This is a genomic window from Paenibacillus sp. Soil787 (assembly GCF_001429545.1).
Lineage (GTDB): Bacteria > Bacillota > Bacilli > Paenibacillales > NBRC-103111 > Paenibacillus_E.
Genome location: NZ_LMSP01000004.1, coordinates 1 through 15,982, shown reverse-complemented (window position 1 = coordinate 15,982; position 15,982 = coordinate 1). Strand labels below are relative to the sequence as shown.

Sequence of the window (15,982 nt, the reverse complement as noted above, 5' to 3'; positions counted from 1 at the left end):
AACGGATGAGATATGAGTGTCGCTATGTAGATGCAGAGAACGGAATTGTGAAATGGGAAGAGATTATAGGCGATGATTTAAGGGAAGTTGTCACGGGGGAGGAGCCGAGGCTCCAAACTCGCTTTCGCGCGTGTTGGACAGCGGAAGCCCTGCATATACGATTCGAATGTGAGGATGATCACGTTGTAGCAACGATGGAGCGACGGGATGATCCTATTTATTTGGAAGATGTGGTTGAGGTATTTCTCGATAAAACATGTACCGGAGAGGTTTATTACGAGTTCGAAGTGAGTCCGCGCAATGTCCTTTTCGATGCTTTGATCCATTATAATGGTGGGGATAAAGAGGTAGATGTTTCATGGGATGCGAAGGGATTTCATACCCAAGTTTCGGATGGGGCCGATGGGTGGAAGACTTATGATCTGCGGATTCCTTTTGCAGATTTGGATTGGGAGCAGGAGCAGGACCAGGACCAGGAACAAAAGCAGGAGCAGGAACAGGAGCAGGGGCGAGAGCAGGACCAGGAGTATGAGCAAGAGAAGCAAGGGCATGAGCAAGGACATGAGCATGAGCTGCGGGAATGTGGGGAAAACTGGACACCCCACCATGGCGCTGAGTGGCGTTGGAATTTATATCGAATTGATGATGATGTAGAAGGGAATCGACACTATTGGGCTTGGTCACCCACAGGCAAAGTCGATTTCCATATTCCGCATCGATTTGGGACACTTGTTTTTGTGAAAGAATAGATAGAGCAGGTGCTTTAACGATGTTTTTCATCGCTAAAGTGGCAGCGTTGTGCAAAAGTTGCTCCGTAACGATGAAAAACAATCTAAAACAAATTAAAGGAAAGCCCTCCAGCTTCAAAGAAAGCTAGAGGGCTTATTCTTATTATACTTAAGTGCTAAGCTTCACTCAGCACATCATTTACTTGCTGCCAAGCCCAATCAAGCTCTTCCTTGGTAATCGTAAGTGGCGGAGCCAAGCGAATAATATGCTCGTGTGTCTCCTTGCATAGTAGACCCTTCGCTTTCAGCTCTTCACAGAATGGACGCGCTGAAACCTTAAGGTCAATGCCGATAAATAGCCCGCGGCCGCGAATCTCCGTAATCTGCGGAGATTCAATTTCCTGAAGCCGCTTCAGGAAATAAGCGCCAAGCTCATCCGAGCGCTCTGCGAGCCGCTCGTTCAGGATGACCTCCAGCGCCGCGATTGCGACGGCGCAGCCGAGCGGATTACCCCCGAACGTTGAGCCATGGGAGCCCGGCTCGAAAACATCAAGAGCCTCTCGATCACCGGCGACCGCCGAGATCGGGAATACGCCGCCGCCTAGGGCTTTGCCCATGATGTACAGGTTCGGCGTTACGCCTTCCCAGTCGCAGGCAAAGCGGCGACCCGTACGGCCGAATCCCGTCTGGATTTCGTCCGCGACGAACAACACATGATTCGCCTGACATAGCTCATAACACTCCCGCAGGTAACCGGCCTGCGGAATCACAATACCAGCCTCGCCTTGAATAGGCTCGAACAGAAAGCCCGCCGTGTTTGGCCCGATGGCCTCACGCAGCGCCGCCGCATCTCCATAGGGTATAATGCGAAACCCCGGCGTAAAAGGCCCGAAGCCGCGCTTATATTCCGGCGACGATGAGAAGGAAGTGATTGTCACTGTCCGACCGTGGAAATTTCCTTCGCAGACGATAATTTCCGCTTGATCGGCGGGGATTCCTTTCACTTCGTAGCCCCAACGACGAACAGCCTTTACAGCGGTCTCGACTGCTTCGGCCCCTGTATTCATCGGTAAAATCATCGGCTTACCTGTATAATTTGCTAGCTTTTCATAAAACGAACCTAATGTCTCGCTATGGAAGGCTCTAGATGTTAGTGTAACCTTCTCGGCTTGCTCATGAAGCGCTCTCAGAATGTGAGGATGACGATGACCTTGATTTAAGGCGGAGTAAGCGCTAAGCATATCCATGTAGCGGTTGCCTTCCGGATCCTCGACCCATACGCCTTCTGCTCTCGATATTACGATAGGCAGCGGATGATAATTGCGTGCCCCGTATTTTTCCGTTTTTTCAATAATCATTGAACTCGTCGTATCCATAAGTATTCCTCCCTGACGTGCAGCATGTAAGCCCAACTCGCCGGTATTCACTGTATCTTTCTAATTGTCTGTACATAGCGAGCTTGTTTAATCCATTGTATTCGTCAACTCAGGGTAAATCCCCTTTGCGTTTGTGCTGCTTCTAGCATATATAAATACATAGCTTCAGACAGTGATACAAGTCTTAACGAAGTTAGCCAGTTCAATCATTATGTGCAATTCCTTGTGAATTGTTGCAAGGATAAGAAGACTTGAATTGTCAAAATAGGAAATATTATAAGAAGCGGTCAAATTTGATCAATGGTCAAAAAAATATTACAGAACGTGTCAGATATTGCAGGATTCTTGAAAGCGGTCGCGAATTCTTCAGATGAGCGCTTATGAATGCCATGCATGCTTCAATTGGTCTAACGGCTGAGAGTTAGAAGGATTTTCGGAACACCTACTTCGCGACGTCGAGCAATATACTTTGTAGAAAAAAGGAATGGTGTCTACGATGACTCATCGCATTGAAAAAGACTTTATTGGTGAAAAACAAGTTCCAGCCCAAGCTTATTACGGCATTCAAACGATGCGTGCACTAGAGAATTTCCCAATTACGGGAGTTAAAATTCACGCAGAGCTCATTACAGCTTTGGCCGAAGTAAAGAGAGCAGCTGCAATAGCGAATATGGAAACACATATGCTGCCCAAAAAAATCGGCGAACAATTAGTTAAAGCAGCCGAAGAAGTGAGACAAGGTCAGTTACTTGAGGAATTTATTGTTGATTCTATTCAAGGCGGAGCGGGAACCTCCATCAATATGAACATGAATGAAGTGCTTGCTAATCGGACGTTGGAGCTGCTGGGTGAGGAAAAAGGCAATTATTTCCATTGTAATCCGAACAATCATGTCAACATGTCGCAATCCACTAACGATGTTATCCCTACCGCCATCAAAATTGCCGCGTACCGTTTATCTGAGCAATTGATAGAGACTATGACTTCACTCCAAAGTGCTTTTGCCCGTAAGGAAACGGAATTTGATGATGTTATTAAAATGGGGCGTACACATCTCCAAGACGCTGTTCCTATTCGTATGGGCCAAGAATTTGGCGCTTATGCGCGTGTCATCCAGCGTGATATCAATCGTATCCGTCATGCTTCGCAGGGACTTTTGACCGTTAATATGGGGGCTACCGCTGTAGGAACAGGGCTTAATGCGAAACCTGAGTATGTGGAACGCGTTATGTTTCATCTAAAAGGGCAGGTGGGAATTCCCATTGAACTAGCCGAGCATTTGGTCGACGGCACCCAAAACATGGACGCCTACACGGAGCTCTCTGCTTCCTTGAAAGTATGCGCCGTTAACCTTTCGAAAATATGCAATGATATTCGATTAATGGCTTCAGGCCCTCGCGTAGGCTTAGGGGAGCTGAAGCTACCGCCGAGACAACCGGGATCTTCCATTATGCCAGGCAAAGTAAACCCTGTTATGCCAGAGGTTGTGAATCAAGTGGCGTTCCAAGTCATTGGCAACGATCATACCATCTGCCTGGCCTGCGAAGCAGGACAATTCGAGCTTAACGTAATGGGACCCGTACTTGCGTTCAACCTTCTTCAATCGTTGAAAATACTGCGGAACGCGGCTGACGTATTCGAGCGCTTTGCGATTGAGGGCTTGGAAGCCGACCGCGAGCGCTGCGCGGCTTATGTCGAGCAAAGCTTCGGTATCGTCACAGCCTTGAACCCGCATCTCGGCTACGAAGTCGCCGCGCAATTAGTGAAAGAAGCTGTGCGTACTGGCATGACGCTCAAAGAGCTCATCCTAGAGCGGGGGCTGCTTACACCTGAGGAGATTGAAGAAATCCTCAATCCCATTCAGATGACCACGCCGGGCATCGCTGGCGAGAGATTGCTGCAGCCTGCCGACTAGGGCTAGGTGAAGAAAGCCTTGTAGTCTACGACAGTTGACTAAAGCCTGCACATAAAACGAACGCCCCCGACCCATCGGTAGATGAGTTAGGGGCGTTTTTCGTGGTAATTCTTCAGGACAAGATGAATAAAGAGGAACGACGATGCCTTATTTATTAAAATATGTACCTTTTTGAGCATCAAGGGGAATATGGATTCGTTATTTTGCCATTTTGGACGAAATTTGGACTCTCAAAGTGGAAATAAGGCATTGACGTTCCGCGGCGATAACTTTATAACGATTTTCAAGCGAATAAGGCATCGTCGTTCCCTTTCGCAAGGAAATGACCCGAGTTGACCATTGCGCTGAATTAGCTCCACATTATTTTCATTCTCGGGGGGCGTCGTAGGCGTCATGATTGGGCTGAGGTTAATTTCAATCTTGCTATTGATATCCTCTTTTTTTACAATATCTTCCAGTGCAACTCCCTGTGACGTCTTAATCCGTATTATCGTTCAAAGATTCATAAAAGGTTATCTTATTCCCGAACGGATCCGTGATGCAGACTTCTCTAGTATGCCATGGACTCGTTTCTATGCCGGGGCGAGAATAGGTATATTTTTTATTTTTCAAATTAGTATGGAATGCTACGATGTCCACGATTTCTATTCGAACAGCTGCACCCGGGCTGCAATCTCCATAATGCTCAGAAAGGTGCAATTTACAATCGTCTAAACGGACCTCCATGTAAAGCGGCATATCACTCTCAAAACGATGCTCCCACTCTAACGAAAAACCTAAGTAATCGATGTAGAATTCCTTTGCCTTCTTCTCGTCGAACATTCTAAAAATGGGCGTGACACCTTTAATGGTTGTTATAGCAATCATCTCCTTATTTTTTCGTTCGTGTAAAGGTTGGAGTTTCTTGAGCCGCTTAGGCCATTTACGAGTACATAAAAGGTTAAATAAACCGTCATGATAACAAATCCGACTAATAAGCAGAAAACGACGGCCTCTTGATGCATGGTTTCTCGCAGGATTTCCAGTATTCCGCTATTCAGTAAAGCGTCCAGCTGTTTAAGCGGTATTCTCTTCCCAAAAGTAGGCCGTACCCGCATAGTATCGCGGTCAATGCGATGATCAGCCATGAAACAAAGGGATTGAATCGCTCTTTCCATATCTTTTGAATGATATACATGGAGCTGCATCCTAGCAATAGACCGTTCCATGCAAATAAGAAGATGACGAAAAAATCATACCAATAGGCAAAGGCAAGCGTTCCCTTTTGTACATAGGAGTCCTTCAAAATCGTTAAGTGAATGAGATCCGTAATGACATACGGAGAGTTAGGCAGGAATAATAACCAAGTTAATCCTACTACGATTAATATTGATTTTTTCAAGAACAAAGATTTACGAGTGTGTATAAATTGGGCTGCTGCAGCAAGGATGTACGGAATCCAAGCGAGGAATTGGCAGTGAATGATGCCGCCCCACCCAAGATTATGTCTATATCTTACATTTATTTCCTATCTGTAACAAGCAAATAACCCGTTATCCTCGCAGCTAAGCGGAGAGTAACAGGCTTTGTTTGTAGATAAGACTTCCATACCGCGTTGAGGCACCACTGATGAATGAAAATTTTTAATTTTCAGGGCAGAAAGTATAAGTTTTATACTTTTCTTCGCATTTACCTTGACAAACGCGCTCGTCCCAGAAGGACGACGGAGTCGTTTATCCTTGATTCGTCGTATCCGCCTATAGAATCTGCTTGCCAAACAAGGAGCTAATTAAGCCGACGGCTAATTGGGATGTTTTGTTATTGTCGTCGAGAAGAGGATTCACCTCAACGAATTCGGCTGAGGTTACAATGCCTGCTTCATGCAGCATTTCTACGGCCAGATGAGCTTCGCGGTAATGAAGTCCGCCTTTTACAATCGTGCCTGTTCCAGGTGCTTCAATCGGATCCAGAGAATCGACGTCAAAACTAACATGTACACCGTCAGTTTTACTGCTTATATAGTCAATAGCATCTTGCATAATGGAAGCCATCCCTTTGCGATCAATATCATACATGGTATAGCATTTGATCCCCAAAGAGCGAATGAGCTTCTTCTCACCCTCATCGAGAGAACGTGCTGCAATAAGGACGATATTCTCTGCTTTCACTTTGTCATGACTGCCCATAATGCTGGTTAATAAGGGGTGCCCCATCCCTAGACTGACGGCCAACGACATCCCATGAATATTACCGGACGGACTCGTATCGGCTGAATTTAAGTCGGAATGAGCATCGATCCAGATGACGCCTAAGTTCTGATAATGGCTGGATAACCCAGCTAATGTCCCGATAGCTATGCTATGATCGCCGCCAATGACGAGTGGAAAGCGTCCTTGCTCCACAACCTGAGAGACTTGCTCAGCAAGACGTGTATTTACCTCGACTACCTCCGCCAAATACTTGAGGTTGGTTTGATCAACTTCAGCTGCCAAAGGAGTCGCTTTATCGTCCGGCAAACGGATATCAGCAATATGATCGATGGTGATATCCATTTGCTGCAGACCTCGAATTAATCCTGCTTGTAAAATGGCTTTTGGTCCTTTGCTCGTTCCGCGTCGACCTGCTCCAAGATCAAATGGCACAGTAATCGCTGCAACTGTCGGTTTGGTTCTCATTCGATCAGCTCCTCTTGTTCGGGCTTCAGATAAAGCTTCGCTTGTAATTAGATTATCATAACCTAGCTCATTATTGGAGATTTTTCATTTAGTTCCTGTGGCAATTGCTCCCGTAATCAACAGCTTAACTCATTTAGCATTAAAATCAAAATGATGTAAATAAACATAACATAATATGAAAAAAGAATGAAAAAAGCGAGTGGAAACCGTCATTATTTATCGTTGAAAACAAAGTTTACGGGATATATTGTTTGTGATTCTAAAATATAAGGTTTTTGGTGTTAAGTATATTGACATGAAACCTTGTTTTCATTACGATCAGGGTGAATTAAACAATTCATCAGGGGGATTGGAGAACAGGTCCTTATGCTACAAGCCAATGAATTAGACATGTACACCGCGATTAAGGATGCCATTATCGAACAAAAGCTTCGTCCCAATATGCAGTTAGTCGAAGAAGTGCTGGCAGAGTCTTTTGGAGTAAGCCGCACACCTGTACGCAATGTACTCCGCCGACTCGCAAGTGAGAAGTTGGTGACCGTCATTCCTTACAAAGGAACTTTTGTCGCTTGCCCATCCACACATGAAGCTAAAGAAGTGTTCGAAATGCGCAGAGTGATTGAAGCGGCGGCGATCCGCAAAGTGTGCGGCACATTGACAGATGATCAGTTTGGGCAATTGCAAATCATGCTGGATGATGAGCATGAAGCGCATAAGCAGGGTGATTTGCTGGGAGCTCTACGAATTACGGGTGATTTCCATCTCCGCATTGCTGAATTAGCGAGCAATTATTACTACTATCACTATTTGGAAGAGTTGATTGCTCTCACTTATGTGATTATCGCCTTCTATGGGATGAAGAAAAATAGGTATTGCCTTGATCATGAGCAAATTTTAGCGGCCATTAAGCAAGGAGATGCGGATATAGCTGAACAATTGATGGTTGAACATTTGAGTGAGATTGAAGCATCTTTGGATTTCGAAGAGCATGGTGCGAAGCCGCATTCACTTACTGATATATTCAAGTCCAGAAGTTATGCAGCTGTCAAAAGATAAATGCGTTGTGCCCATTTTTTTACTGTAGATTGTATACAATCTTGTGTCTGATGTTGACCGTTAATTGCATACAACATGTGAAAGCTTCGAACAAAGTTGAGAGCTATGGAAGGGTGAGGGGATGAAATTAACGGCGAAGCAAGTGGGGAAGAGCTTTGGAGATCGCGTCGTGCTTAAACAAGTAGACTTGACGGTGTATTCTCATGAATTTATTTGCATATTAGGGCATAGCGGCTGCGGGAAATCAACACTTTTGAATATGGTGGCCGGATATTTGCTCCCTGATGAAGGTGAAATAAAGGTCGATGGTGAGATGATTAAAGGCCCATCCAAATCAAGGGGAATGGTCTTTCAGGATCATGCATTGTTCCCTTGGTACAATGTTCTCGAAAATATTTCATTTGGACCTGAAGTACAAGGCGCATCTAAGGCAAAAGCCAAAGAAATCGGCAAGGAATTCCTGAGTCTGGTTGGTCTTGAGGCCTATGCGAATCATTATCCAGCCGAATTGTCTGGCGGTATGAAACAGCGAGTAGGAATTGCTAGAGCACTTGCCAGCTCACCGGACATATTGTTGATGGATGAACCGTTCGGTGCTCTTGATATTTTGACCAGAGATATGATGCGTAGAGAACTTAGGCGTATATGCGCAAAGCTAAGGCCGACGATCCTATTTGTAACGCACAGTATTAGCGAAGCGGTCTATCTAGCTGATCGGGTCGTTGTGATGAAGGACGGCGAAATTGCAGAAACGTTTTCCATCCAAATTGAGCATCCCCGCACGTTTGAATCTCCTGGATTTAGTGAAGCGATGAGCAGCATCGAGCGAATTCTGATGGAAGATGAAACAGAGGAGGCAATCTGATGAGTAAAACATCGGTAACGGTCGTTGCTGACAGTGATTTGCTTCCAACAGGGACTAAGTATGTCGAGCAGCCGAAGAAGCGCAAAAAGTTCAAAGAAAGTTTCATGCAGAGATGGAACATCATGCCGTTCGTTACCTTCTTCGTCCTCTGGGAAGTATTTTCTCAACTAAATGCGAGATTTGCTTGGTTTAATCCGATATTCCTGCCTCCACCATCCCTGATCGTGTCAGATGCCGTAGTACTGGCGAAGACGGGGATCGTGTTAGAAAGTTTAGTTTCCAGTTCAATTCGTATAGCTTTGGGATTCGTCATTGGCTGCCTATTCGCAGTATTGTTCGGGGTGTTGATGAGTAAATTCCGAACGTTTGAACGATGGATGTCACCGATCCTCAATCTCGTAAGCCCGATCCCAGCTTTGGCTTTGCTGCCGCTATTCATCATCTGGTTCGGTATCGGAGAGTTCCCCAAAGTACTGCTCATCGCTTGGACAACATTCGTTCCTGTGCTTGTTTATACGGTTGACGGTTTTAAGTCTGTACCATCTACGCTCATTCGATCTGCCCTTAGTTTAGGTGCTTCAGATCGGCAAATCTTTACCCGGGTCATGATTCCATCGGCGATTCCGAATTTTATTGTAGGTGCGCGGGTCAGTCTGGGTCTGTCTTTCTCGGCTTTAATTGTCTCGGAAATGATGGGCGCGAAATCAGGGCTTGGTTATATCATCGTGGATGCCAGAAATTATTTCAAAATTTCCAACATGTTTGTCGCCATTATTTTAATTGGCTTGTCATACAGTTTGTTTTCAGGATTAATGAAAATTGCGGAAAGGAGGGTCTTGGCGTGGCGTAAGGGAGGCATGAGAGATGCTGTTGAGAAATAGAAGCAAATGAAGACCCAAAAAAAGAGAAGAAAAGTGGAGGGAAACACATGAAAAACAAAAGAATATGGGCTCAATCCTTCTTGGTATTCGTAATGGCAGCTATGGTAGTGACAGCATGCAGTTCCAAACCAGCGGCGACAAGTACAACGGCTCCTGCAGCAACACCAGCTGTAGCAGCGGCAACAACAACACCTGCAGCTGCTACTGCGGCAACGACTGTGGCAGTTCCGGAAGTGAAAGATATTACGTTAGTCGGCGTACGCGATGCACAGATTTCCTCTCAACAAATTATTGCAGATAAGCTTGGCTATTTCAAAGAAACAGGATTGAATGTCACCAGTCAACTGATCGAAAGCGGACCGGATATCGGACCGATGGTTGCCGGAGGCAGTGCGCCACTCTCGATTCAAACGAATTTTATGGATATTATTTTAAAATCATCGAATGTTCCTGTGAAAATTGTTACACCCCTGGCGCAAATTGCAGGTACGCAAGCTGTCGTCGGTTCCAAGAAATTAGAACTGAAGACATCCAAAGACCTAGAAGGCAAGACAATTGGGATCCCTAACGGAGCAGATGTAAAAATCGCAATTGATAATATGGGCAAAGAGCTTGGTGTAGATGTAAGTAAAATAAAATACGTCAATATTGCGCCGAGTGATGCGGTAGTTGCTTTGCAAAAAGGTGATATTGATGCTCTGGCTTGCTGGGAACCGTTCATTACCAAAGCGATCCAAGGTGGAGGCAAATTCTTGTTCAGTGGAACGAAGAGTGAGCTGCCTGACAAAAAAGGCGATGTAAAATGGATGAGTGTTCATACAACGATGCAGGTTTCTGATGATTTTATTAAGAAAAATCCGAATACGATTAAAGCCGTGCTTGCTGGTCTCAAAAAGGCGACAGATTATATTAACCAAAACCGCGATGAAGCGATCAAGATTCTTGCTCCTGAGCTTCACTTAAGCGTTGAGGAGCTGACGCAAATCATGAGCCGAAATGTATACTCGATGGAAGTAGATGATACTTACGTGAATGGCAGCAACGGTACGGCAGTAGGGGAATATCTAAAAGCTGTAGGAAATATTAAAACCGTTCCGAAACCAGACACTTACCATGATTTGAGCTTATTGAAAGCCGTAGATCCTACACTTGTTAAAGTAGAATTTAAATAAGTAAGTTCATGTTCAGGGCCGAGACAGCTTGTTTGTTTCGGTCCTGAAGATTATGAATGTGCGTATAGCCGAGGTGAACAGGGTGAGCGAACGATTAGATGTGATCATTCGAAACGGCTCCGTTGTTTTGCGAGATGAAGTCCGTTTATTGGATATAGGTATAAAGAATGGCAGGATTTCGCAATTGGATGAGCGGATAATGCTGGATGCAGAACAAGTTGTTGATGCTTCTGGCATGGTCATCATGGCTGGCATGATTGATGTTCATGTCCACTTGAATGAACCAGGACTAGGCGACTGGGAAGGATTTGCCACGGGTTCTGCCGCATTAGCCGCAGGAGGATGTACCACGTACATCGACATGCCGCTTAACGGCATTCCACCAACCGTTACCGTCTCCGCGATGGAGATGAAGCTCGAAGCGGCCCGCGAGCAATCATCGGTCGATTACGCCATATGGGGGGGACTGGTGCCGGGGCATCTGGATGATTTGGAGCCCATGAGTGAAGCTGGTGTCATTGGCTTCAAAGCCTTCATGTCTTCACCTGGTGACCCGGGCGAGGAAGCATTTCGTGAGGTAGATGACCTCACGTTGTGGGAAGGAATGAAGCGCATTGCGCGAATGAACCGAGTGCTGGCGCTTCATGCAGAAAGCGAGTCGCTTGTTTCACGCTTAGGGCAGGCGAAGCAAGCAGGAGGCAAGGTCGCGGCGAGAGACTATACGTCCGCACGCCCGATTCTTGCTGAGCTCGAAGCGGTGAATCGAGCGCTATTCTATGCAGAGCAGACAGGGTGTCCGCTGCATTTTGTTCATATCAGCAGCGAATCTGCTGTAATGAGAATTATGGAAGCGAAACGGCGCGGCATTGATGTGACGCTGGAGACTTGTCCGCACTATTTAATCCTAACGGAAGATGACTTAGAACGGATAGGGCCTACGGCCAAGTGTGCGCCTCCACTACGTAGTGAAGAGGAGAAGGAGCGTTTGTGGGAAGCATTGCGCCTGGGTTATATTGATATGATTTCATCGGATCATTCTCCATGTCCAAGCTCAATGAAGGAATCCCGCAATTACTTTGAAGCCTGGGGCGGCATATCGGGAGCGCAAAGCTCACTAGAACTTATGATTGATGAAGGACACTTGAAGCGGGGGATCGGGCTTAGCCAGTTAAGTCATATGCTGTCTTATGCGCCAGCAGAGCGATTCGGTCTTCTTCCTAACAAAGGAGAGATTCGTCTAGGCGCAGATGCAGATCTTGTTGTGATTTCGCTGAATACCCCCTATGTGCTGCAAACCGAGCACTTGTTGTATCGCCATAAGCATAGTCCTTATGTAGGGAGGGAAGTGGGGTGCAAAGTGCGGGCTACCTGGAGCAGGGGGAATCTTGTCTATGAAGAAGAGAAAGGGATCAGTACTATGAAGGCGGGGCAATGGTTTCGTTACAAAACAAAAGTAAACTTGACTTTCCATGAAGTTGATGTGAAAATAAATTAACTGAGTATTTTAATTAACTTTAAATTCACTGACGAGAACGAGTACGCTATTCTCCTTGAATTCCAGAGAGTTGGCCTAGAGCTGAAAGCCAACATTCAAGACTTAGCTGAAAATCCCCTCCGAGAAGGAAAGCTGAAGGAAGTTTAGTAAGCTGACCCGGGATCCCGCCGTTACAAGGGCCGCGTATGATAGTACGTAGAACGAGAGCTATAATGATCATATTCTTATGATCGTTACGGAACTAGGGTGGTATCGCGAGATGTAATCTCGTCCCTTACGGGGCGGGATTTTTTTGTTTTTCAATAACGACGTTTCCCGACTAGCTCTATCATTTTATTAAAGGAGTGTGTAGCACACATGAGAAAAATTGATGTGAAAGAAAAAGCGAGAACCCGCGAACTGCGCGTTCTTGAGCAATGGAAATCGAATGGTACATTCCGTAAGTCGATCGAAAACCGTAACGGCAAAGCGAACTTCGTCTTTTATGAAGGACCGCCGACAGCAAACGGATCACCCCATATCGGACACGTGCTTGGTCGTGTTGTGAAAGATTTTATTTGCCGTTATAAAACAATGTCTGGGTACCAGGTCATCCGCAAAGCTGGTTGGGACACGCATGGCTTGCCCGTCGAGCTTGGGGTGCAGAAGCAGCTTGGTATCTCGGGGAAACAAGAGATTGAAAACTACGGAATAGCCGAATTTGTTGAGAAATGCAAGAGCAGCGTATTTGAATATGAAAAGCAGTGGCGTGAACTAACGGAAGCCATTGCCTACTGGACGGATATGGATAACCCCTATGTTACGCTCAATAACGATTATATCGAGAGCGTTTGGCATATTTTATCCAATATCCATAATAAAGGACTATTATACAAGGGGCACCGTGTAAGCCCTTATTGTCCGGACTGCCAAACAACGCTCAGTTCTCACGAAGTAGCGCAAGGCTATGAAGACGTGAAGGATTTAAGTGCGACTGTGAAATTCAGGAGTAAGAACGCGAGTGAAATCTTTCTGGCTTGGACGACGACCCCATGGACTCTACCTGCGAACATAGCATTGGCGGTAAATAAAGACTTGGATTATGTCAAAGTGAAGCAAAATGGCGAGGTTTACATCGTCGCGAAAAATCTCGTGGAAAAGGTATTTAAACAAGACTACGAAATCTTATCTGAGCATAAAGGATTGGAATTCGTCGGCACAGCCTATGAGCCTCCTTTCGGCTATATTAGCCCAACTAAAGGACATATCGTCGTAGATGCTGACTATGTCATGGATACGAGTGGTACGGGTATCGTCCATATTGCTCCGGCGCATGGTGAAGATGATTATCGAACAGCTCGCGTACACGAACTTGATTTTGTGAATGTAGTGAACTTGGCAGGGCGTTACACGGATCAGATCACGGACTTTGCTGGACGCTTCGTCAAAGATTGTGACGTTGATATCGTGAAAAACTTGTCTGAACGCAGCCTGCTATTTTCCAAAGAGCGCTATGAGCATAGTTACCCTTTCTGCTGGCGCTGTAAATCCCCGCTGCTCTATTATGCGATGGATAGCTGGTTTATCAAAACGACCGCAATTAAAGAGCAATTGATCGAAAACAATAGTAAAATCGACTGGTATCCTTCCCACATCCGCGAAGGGCGCTTCGGCAAGTTCCTTGAGGAGCTTGTTGATTGGAACATCAGCCGGAATCGTTATTGGGGTACCCCGCTTAACGTTTGGTTATGTGGAGATTGCGGAGTGGAATATGCACCGGGAAGCCACCGAGATTTGCGGGAAAAATCAGTAACGCCAATTGACGAAAACTTAGAGCTGCATAAGCCCTACATCGATGAAGTGAAACTGCGCTGCTCATGTGGCGGCATCATGGAAAGAACTCCTGAGGTGATCGACGTCTGGTTCGATAGCGGTTCTATGCCTTTTGCGCAGTATCATCATCCATTCGAGGACGAGACATCGTTGTTTGGTGAGCAGTACCCAGCAGACATGATCTGCGAAGGGATTGACCAAACAAGGGGCTGGTTCTTCAGTCTGCTTGCGGTTTCAACGTTGTATAACGGCAAATCGCCTTACAAAGCCGTTCTTTCTACTGGACATGTATTGGATGAGAACGGACAAAAAATGTCTAAAAGCAAAGGTAACGGCATCGATCCATGGGAAATCATTGATGAATTTGGTACGGATGCGTTTCGATGGGCCCTGCTAGCAGACAGTGCACCTTGGAACAGCAAACGTTTCTCTAAGCAAATCGTTGCCGAAGCGAAATCCAAAGTGGTCGATACGATCAATAACACACATGCTTTTTATGCGTTATATGCAACGATTGACCACTATAAGCACGAAGATCATCCGCTTCAAGATCACACGAACGAATTGGATCGCTGGATCTTATCAAGACTGAACAGCACTCTGCAAAATGTAAGTAAGGGCTTGGAGATTAACGACTTCTTAAACCCGGCGAAGCAAATCGAAAGGTTTGTCGACGAGCTGAGCAACTGGTACATCCGTCGATCTCGCGACCGTTTCTGGGGCAGCGAAATGACCACTGATAAAGTGTCAGCGTATCAAACACTGCGTGAAGTGCTGCTCACGCTCTCGCGGATGATAGCGCCATATGCGCCGCTCATTGCTGAGGATATATACGGTAACCTCGGCGGCGAAGGCAGCGTCCATCTGGCGGACTACCCGAGAGCTATCGATTCAGCGATCGACACGAAGCTCGAAGGTGATATGGAAACCGCTCGGCAGATCGTTGAGTTGGCTCGAAATATTCGGAATGATACAGGAATTAAGACACGCCAGCCTCTCTCGGAATTGATCGTTTCGCTCGATAGTGATTTCGACCTAAGTCGTTTTGAAGAAATCATTAAAGACGAAATAAACATCAAAGAAATCCGCGTAGAACAAAGCGACAGCGGTTTTGTTGATTTCAACATGAAACTGAATCTTAAGGTGGCCGGGAAAAAGTATGGCAAATTCGTTGGGCCCCTGCAAAACCACTTGAAGCAATTGTCTACTTCGGAGACCAAACAAGCGGTCGATAATGGTTATCTTGAAGTTACGATCGACGGAGAGGAATTCCATATTACTCTTGATGAGTTGCTTGTGGAAAAACAAGCCAAAGAAGGGTTTGCTTCGGCTTCCAGTAACCAGATAACGGTGGCTTTAAATACATCGATTACTGCGGAATTGGAACAGGAGGGTCTCGTGCGGGAAATCATACGTGCAATTCAAGATTACCGTAAAAAGTTGGAGCTGCCTATTGATAAACGAGTCGACCTTGTTCTCGATGTTAATTCAACGCTGAGGGAAGCGCTGGAGCGTTTTGATTATGTTCTCCAAGAGAACGTACTTCTTTCCAGTGTACGATTTGCGAAAGAAGAAAATATGGAATCTATCATGATCGGTGATAACAATTTCCGCCTGCTTATAGAGTAAATGAAAAAGGGGTAGTACCTAGAGACATGATTATCATGACTCTCGGTACTACCCTTTTTCAACATAATAGAAAGTATAAGTTTCGAGGTAGAGCATGAGGATACTCCCTGCCGCCACCGGACGCTAGCGCCCAAAAATTGTGCGCAAGGTCGTCAGATTCGTCGCGACCGGACGCTAGCGCACAAAAATTGTGCGCAAGGTCGTCAGATCGGTCGCCACCGGACGCTAGCGCACAAAAATTGTGCGCAAGGTCGTCAGATCCGCCGCCACCGGGCGCTAGGAGTCTGTCCGACGAATTGAGTTTTGCAGGTCACTGCCTGGCGACAGATTTATGTCATTTCCAAATTAAGTAATTTTTCATATCGACGAGTGATATTTCAGGCTATTTGAGCCTGATGT

At 45.9% G+C, this 15,982-nt stretch carries 12 protein-coding genes and 1 other annotated feature; of the genes, 8 read left to right on the top strand and 4 right to left on the bottom strand.

Translation table 11 applies throughout. The annotated features are described in order from the left end of the window. Nucleotides 1–5: 5 nt before the first annotated feature. A complete protein-coding gene (locus ASG93_RS07340) occupies nt 6–749 on the top strand; it encodes a carbohydrate-binding family 9-like protein (protein WP_162262835.1) in 744 nt (247 codons plus the stop codon). Between the two features lie 155 nt (nt 750–904). On the opposite strand, the gene ASG93_RS07335 is transcribed toward ASG93_RS07340, so the two are convergent. Further along, nucleotides 905–2,104 carry an ornithine--oxo-acid transaminase gene (locus ASG93_RS07335; protein ID WP_056830391.1) on the bottom strand — a complete coding sequence of 400 codons (1,200 nt, stop codon included), beginning with the start codon at nt 2,102–2,104 and terminating at the stop codon, nt 905–907. Between the two features lie 484 nt (nt 2,105–2,588). Here ASG93_RS07335 and ASG93_RS07330 point away from each other — a divergent pair, with 484 nt between their 5' ends. Continuing rightward, on the top strand, nt 2,589–4,019 hold the full coding sequence (locus tag ASG93_RS07330; protein ID WP_056830388.1) for an aspartate ammonia-lyase: 1,431 nt from the start codon (nt 2,589–2,591) through the stop codon (nt 4,017–4,019). A gap of 477 nt (nt 4,020–4,496) precedes the next feature. Here ASG93_RS07330 and ASG93_RS07325 read toward each other — a convergent pair whose 3' ends face one another. From ASG93_RS07325 to rocF, 3 genes are all read right to left on the bottom strand, one after another. After that, nucleotides 4,497–4,886: a glyoxalase superfamily protein gene (locus ASG93_RS07325; RefSeq protein WP_056830386.1), complete on the bottom strand. Its 390-nt coding sequence runs from the start codon at nt 4,884–4,886 to the stop codon at nt 4,497–4,499. Between the two features lie 169 nt (nt 4,887–5,055). Next, nucleotides 5,056–5,457 carry a DUF1361 domain-containing protein gene (locus tag ASG93_RS33945; protein ID WP_268795993.1) on the bottom strand — a complete coding sequence of 134 codons (402 nt, stop codon included), beginning with the start codon at nt 5,455–5,457 and terminating at the stop codon, nt 5,056–5,058. A 298-nt stretch (nt 5,458–5,755) separates the two neighbouring features. After that, entirely contained in the window at nt 5,756–6,673 is a 918-nt protein-coding gene (gene rocF / locus ASG93_RS07315; protein ID WP_056830381.1) for an arginase, read from the bottom strand. Nucleotides 6,674–7,039: 366 nt separating this feature from the next. Between rocF and ASG93_RS07310 the strand changes: the two genes are divergently transcribed. The 6 genes from ASG93_RS07310 to ileS all read left to right on the top strand — a co-directional run bounded on the left by ASG93_RS07310 (nt 7,040) and on the right by ileS (nt 15,583). Then, entirely contained in the window at nt 7,040–7,729 is a 690-nt protein-coding gene (locus tag ASG93_RS07310; RefSeq protein WP_056830379.1) for a GntR family transcriptional regulator, read from the top strand. A gap of 121 nt (nt 7,730–7,850) precedes the next feature. Next, nucleotides 7,851–8,594 (top strand): ABC transporter ATP-binding protein, encoded by a 744-nt coding sequence (locus tag ASG93_RS07305; protein WP_056830377.1) that lies wholly within the window; start codon nt 7,851–7,853, stop codon nt 8,592–8,594. After that, a complete protein-coding gene (locus ASG93_RS07300; protein ID WP_056830375.1) occupies nt 8,594–9,475 on the top strand; it encodes an ABC transporter permease in 882 nt (293 codons plus the stop codon). Before ASG93_RS07305 ends, ASG93_RS07300 begins: the two co-directional genes overlap by 1 nt. 47 nt (nt 9,476–9,522) lie before the next feature. Then, nucleotides 9,523–10,647: an ABC transporter substrate-binding protein gene (locus tag ASG93_RS07295; protein ID WP_235550774.1), complete on the top strand. Its 1,125-nt coding sequence runs from the start codon at nt 9,523–9,525 to the stop codon at nt 10,645–10,647. An 82-nt stretch (nt 10,648–10,729) separates the two neighbouring features. Further along, on the top strand, nt 10,730–12,142 hold the full coding sequence (locus ASG93_RS07290; RefSeq protein ID WP_056830374.1) for an allantoinase: 1,413 nt from the start codon (nt 10,730–10,732) through the stop codon (nt 12,140–12,142). 19 nt (nt 12,143–12,161) lie between these two features. After that, nucleotides 12,162–12,420 (top strand) — a binding site (T-box leader). A gap of 79 nt (nt 12,421–12,499) precedes the next feature. Further along, nucleotides 12,500–15,583, top strand: a complete 3,084-nt coding sequence (ileS, locus tag ASG93_RS07285; RefSeq protein ID WP_056830372.1) for an isoleucine--tRNA ligase — start codon at nt 12,500–12,502, stop codon at nt 15,581–15,583. The last annotated feature ends 399 nt before the right edge of the window (nt 15,584–15,982 follow it).

Bases quoted from the DNA above. Each gene is read 5' to 3' on its own strand.
- ASG93_RS07340 (WP_162262835.1), top strand. From the start codon at position 6: ATGAGATATGAGTGTCGCTATGTAGATGCAGAGAACGGAATTGTGAAA.
- ASG93_RS07335 (WP_056830391.1), bottom strand. From the start codon at position 2,104: ATGGATACGACGAGTTCAATGATTATTGAAAAAACGGAAAAATACGGG.
- ASG93_RS07330 (WP_056830388.1), top strand. From the start codon at position 2,589: ATGGTGTCTACGATGACTCATCGCATTGAAAAAGACTTTATTGGTGAA.
- ASG93_RS07325 (WP_056830386.1), bottom strand. From the start codon at position 4,886: ATGATTGCTATAACAACCATTAAAGGTGTCACGCCCATTTTTAGAATG.
- rocF (WP_056830381.1), bottom strand. From the start codon at position 6,673: ATGAGAACCAAACCGACAGTTGCAGCGATTACTGTGCCATTTGATCTT.
- ASG93_RS07310 (WP_056830379.1), top strand. From the start codon at position 7,040: ATGCTACAAGCCAATGAATTAGACATGTACACCGCGATTAAGGATGCC.
- ASG93_RS07305 (WP_056830377.1), top strand. From the start codon at position 7,851: ATGAAATTAACGGCGAAGCAAGTGGGGAAGAGCTTTGGAGATCGCGTC.
- ASG93_RS07300 (WP_056830375.1), top strand. From the start codon at position 8,594: ATGAGTAAAACATCGGTAACGGTCGTTGCTGACAGTGATTTGCTTCCA.
- ASG93_RS07295 (WP_235550774.1), top strand. From the start codon at position 9,523: ATGAAAAACAAAAGAATATGGGCTCAATCCTTCTTGGTATTCGTAATG.
- ileS (WP_056830372.1), top strand. From the start codon at position 12,500: ATGAGAAAAATTGATGTGAAAGAAAAAGCGAGAACCCGCGAACTGCGC.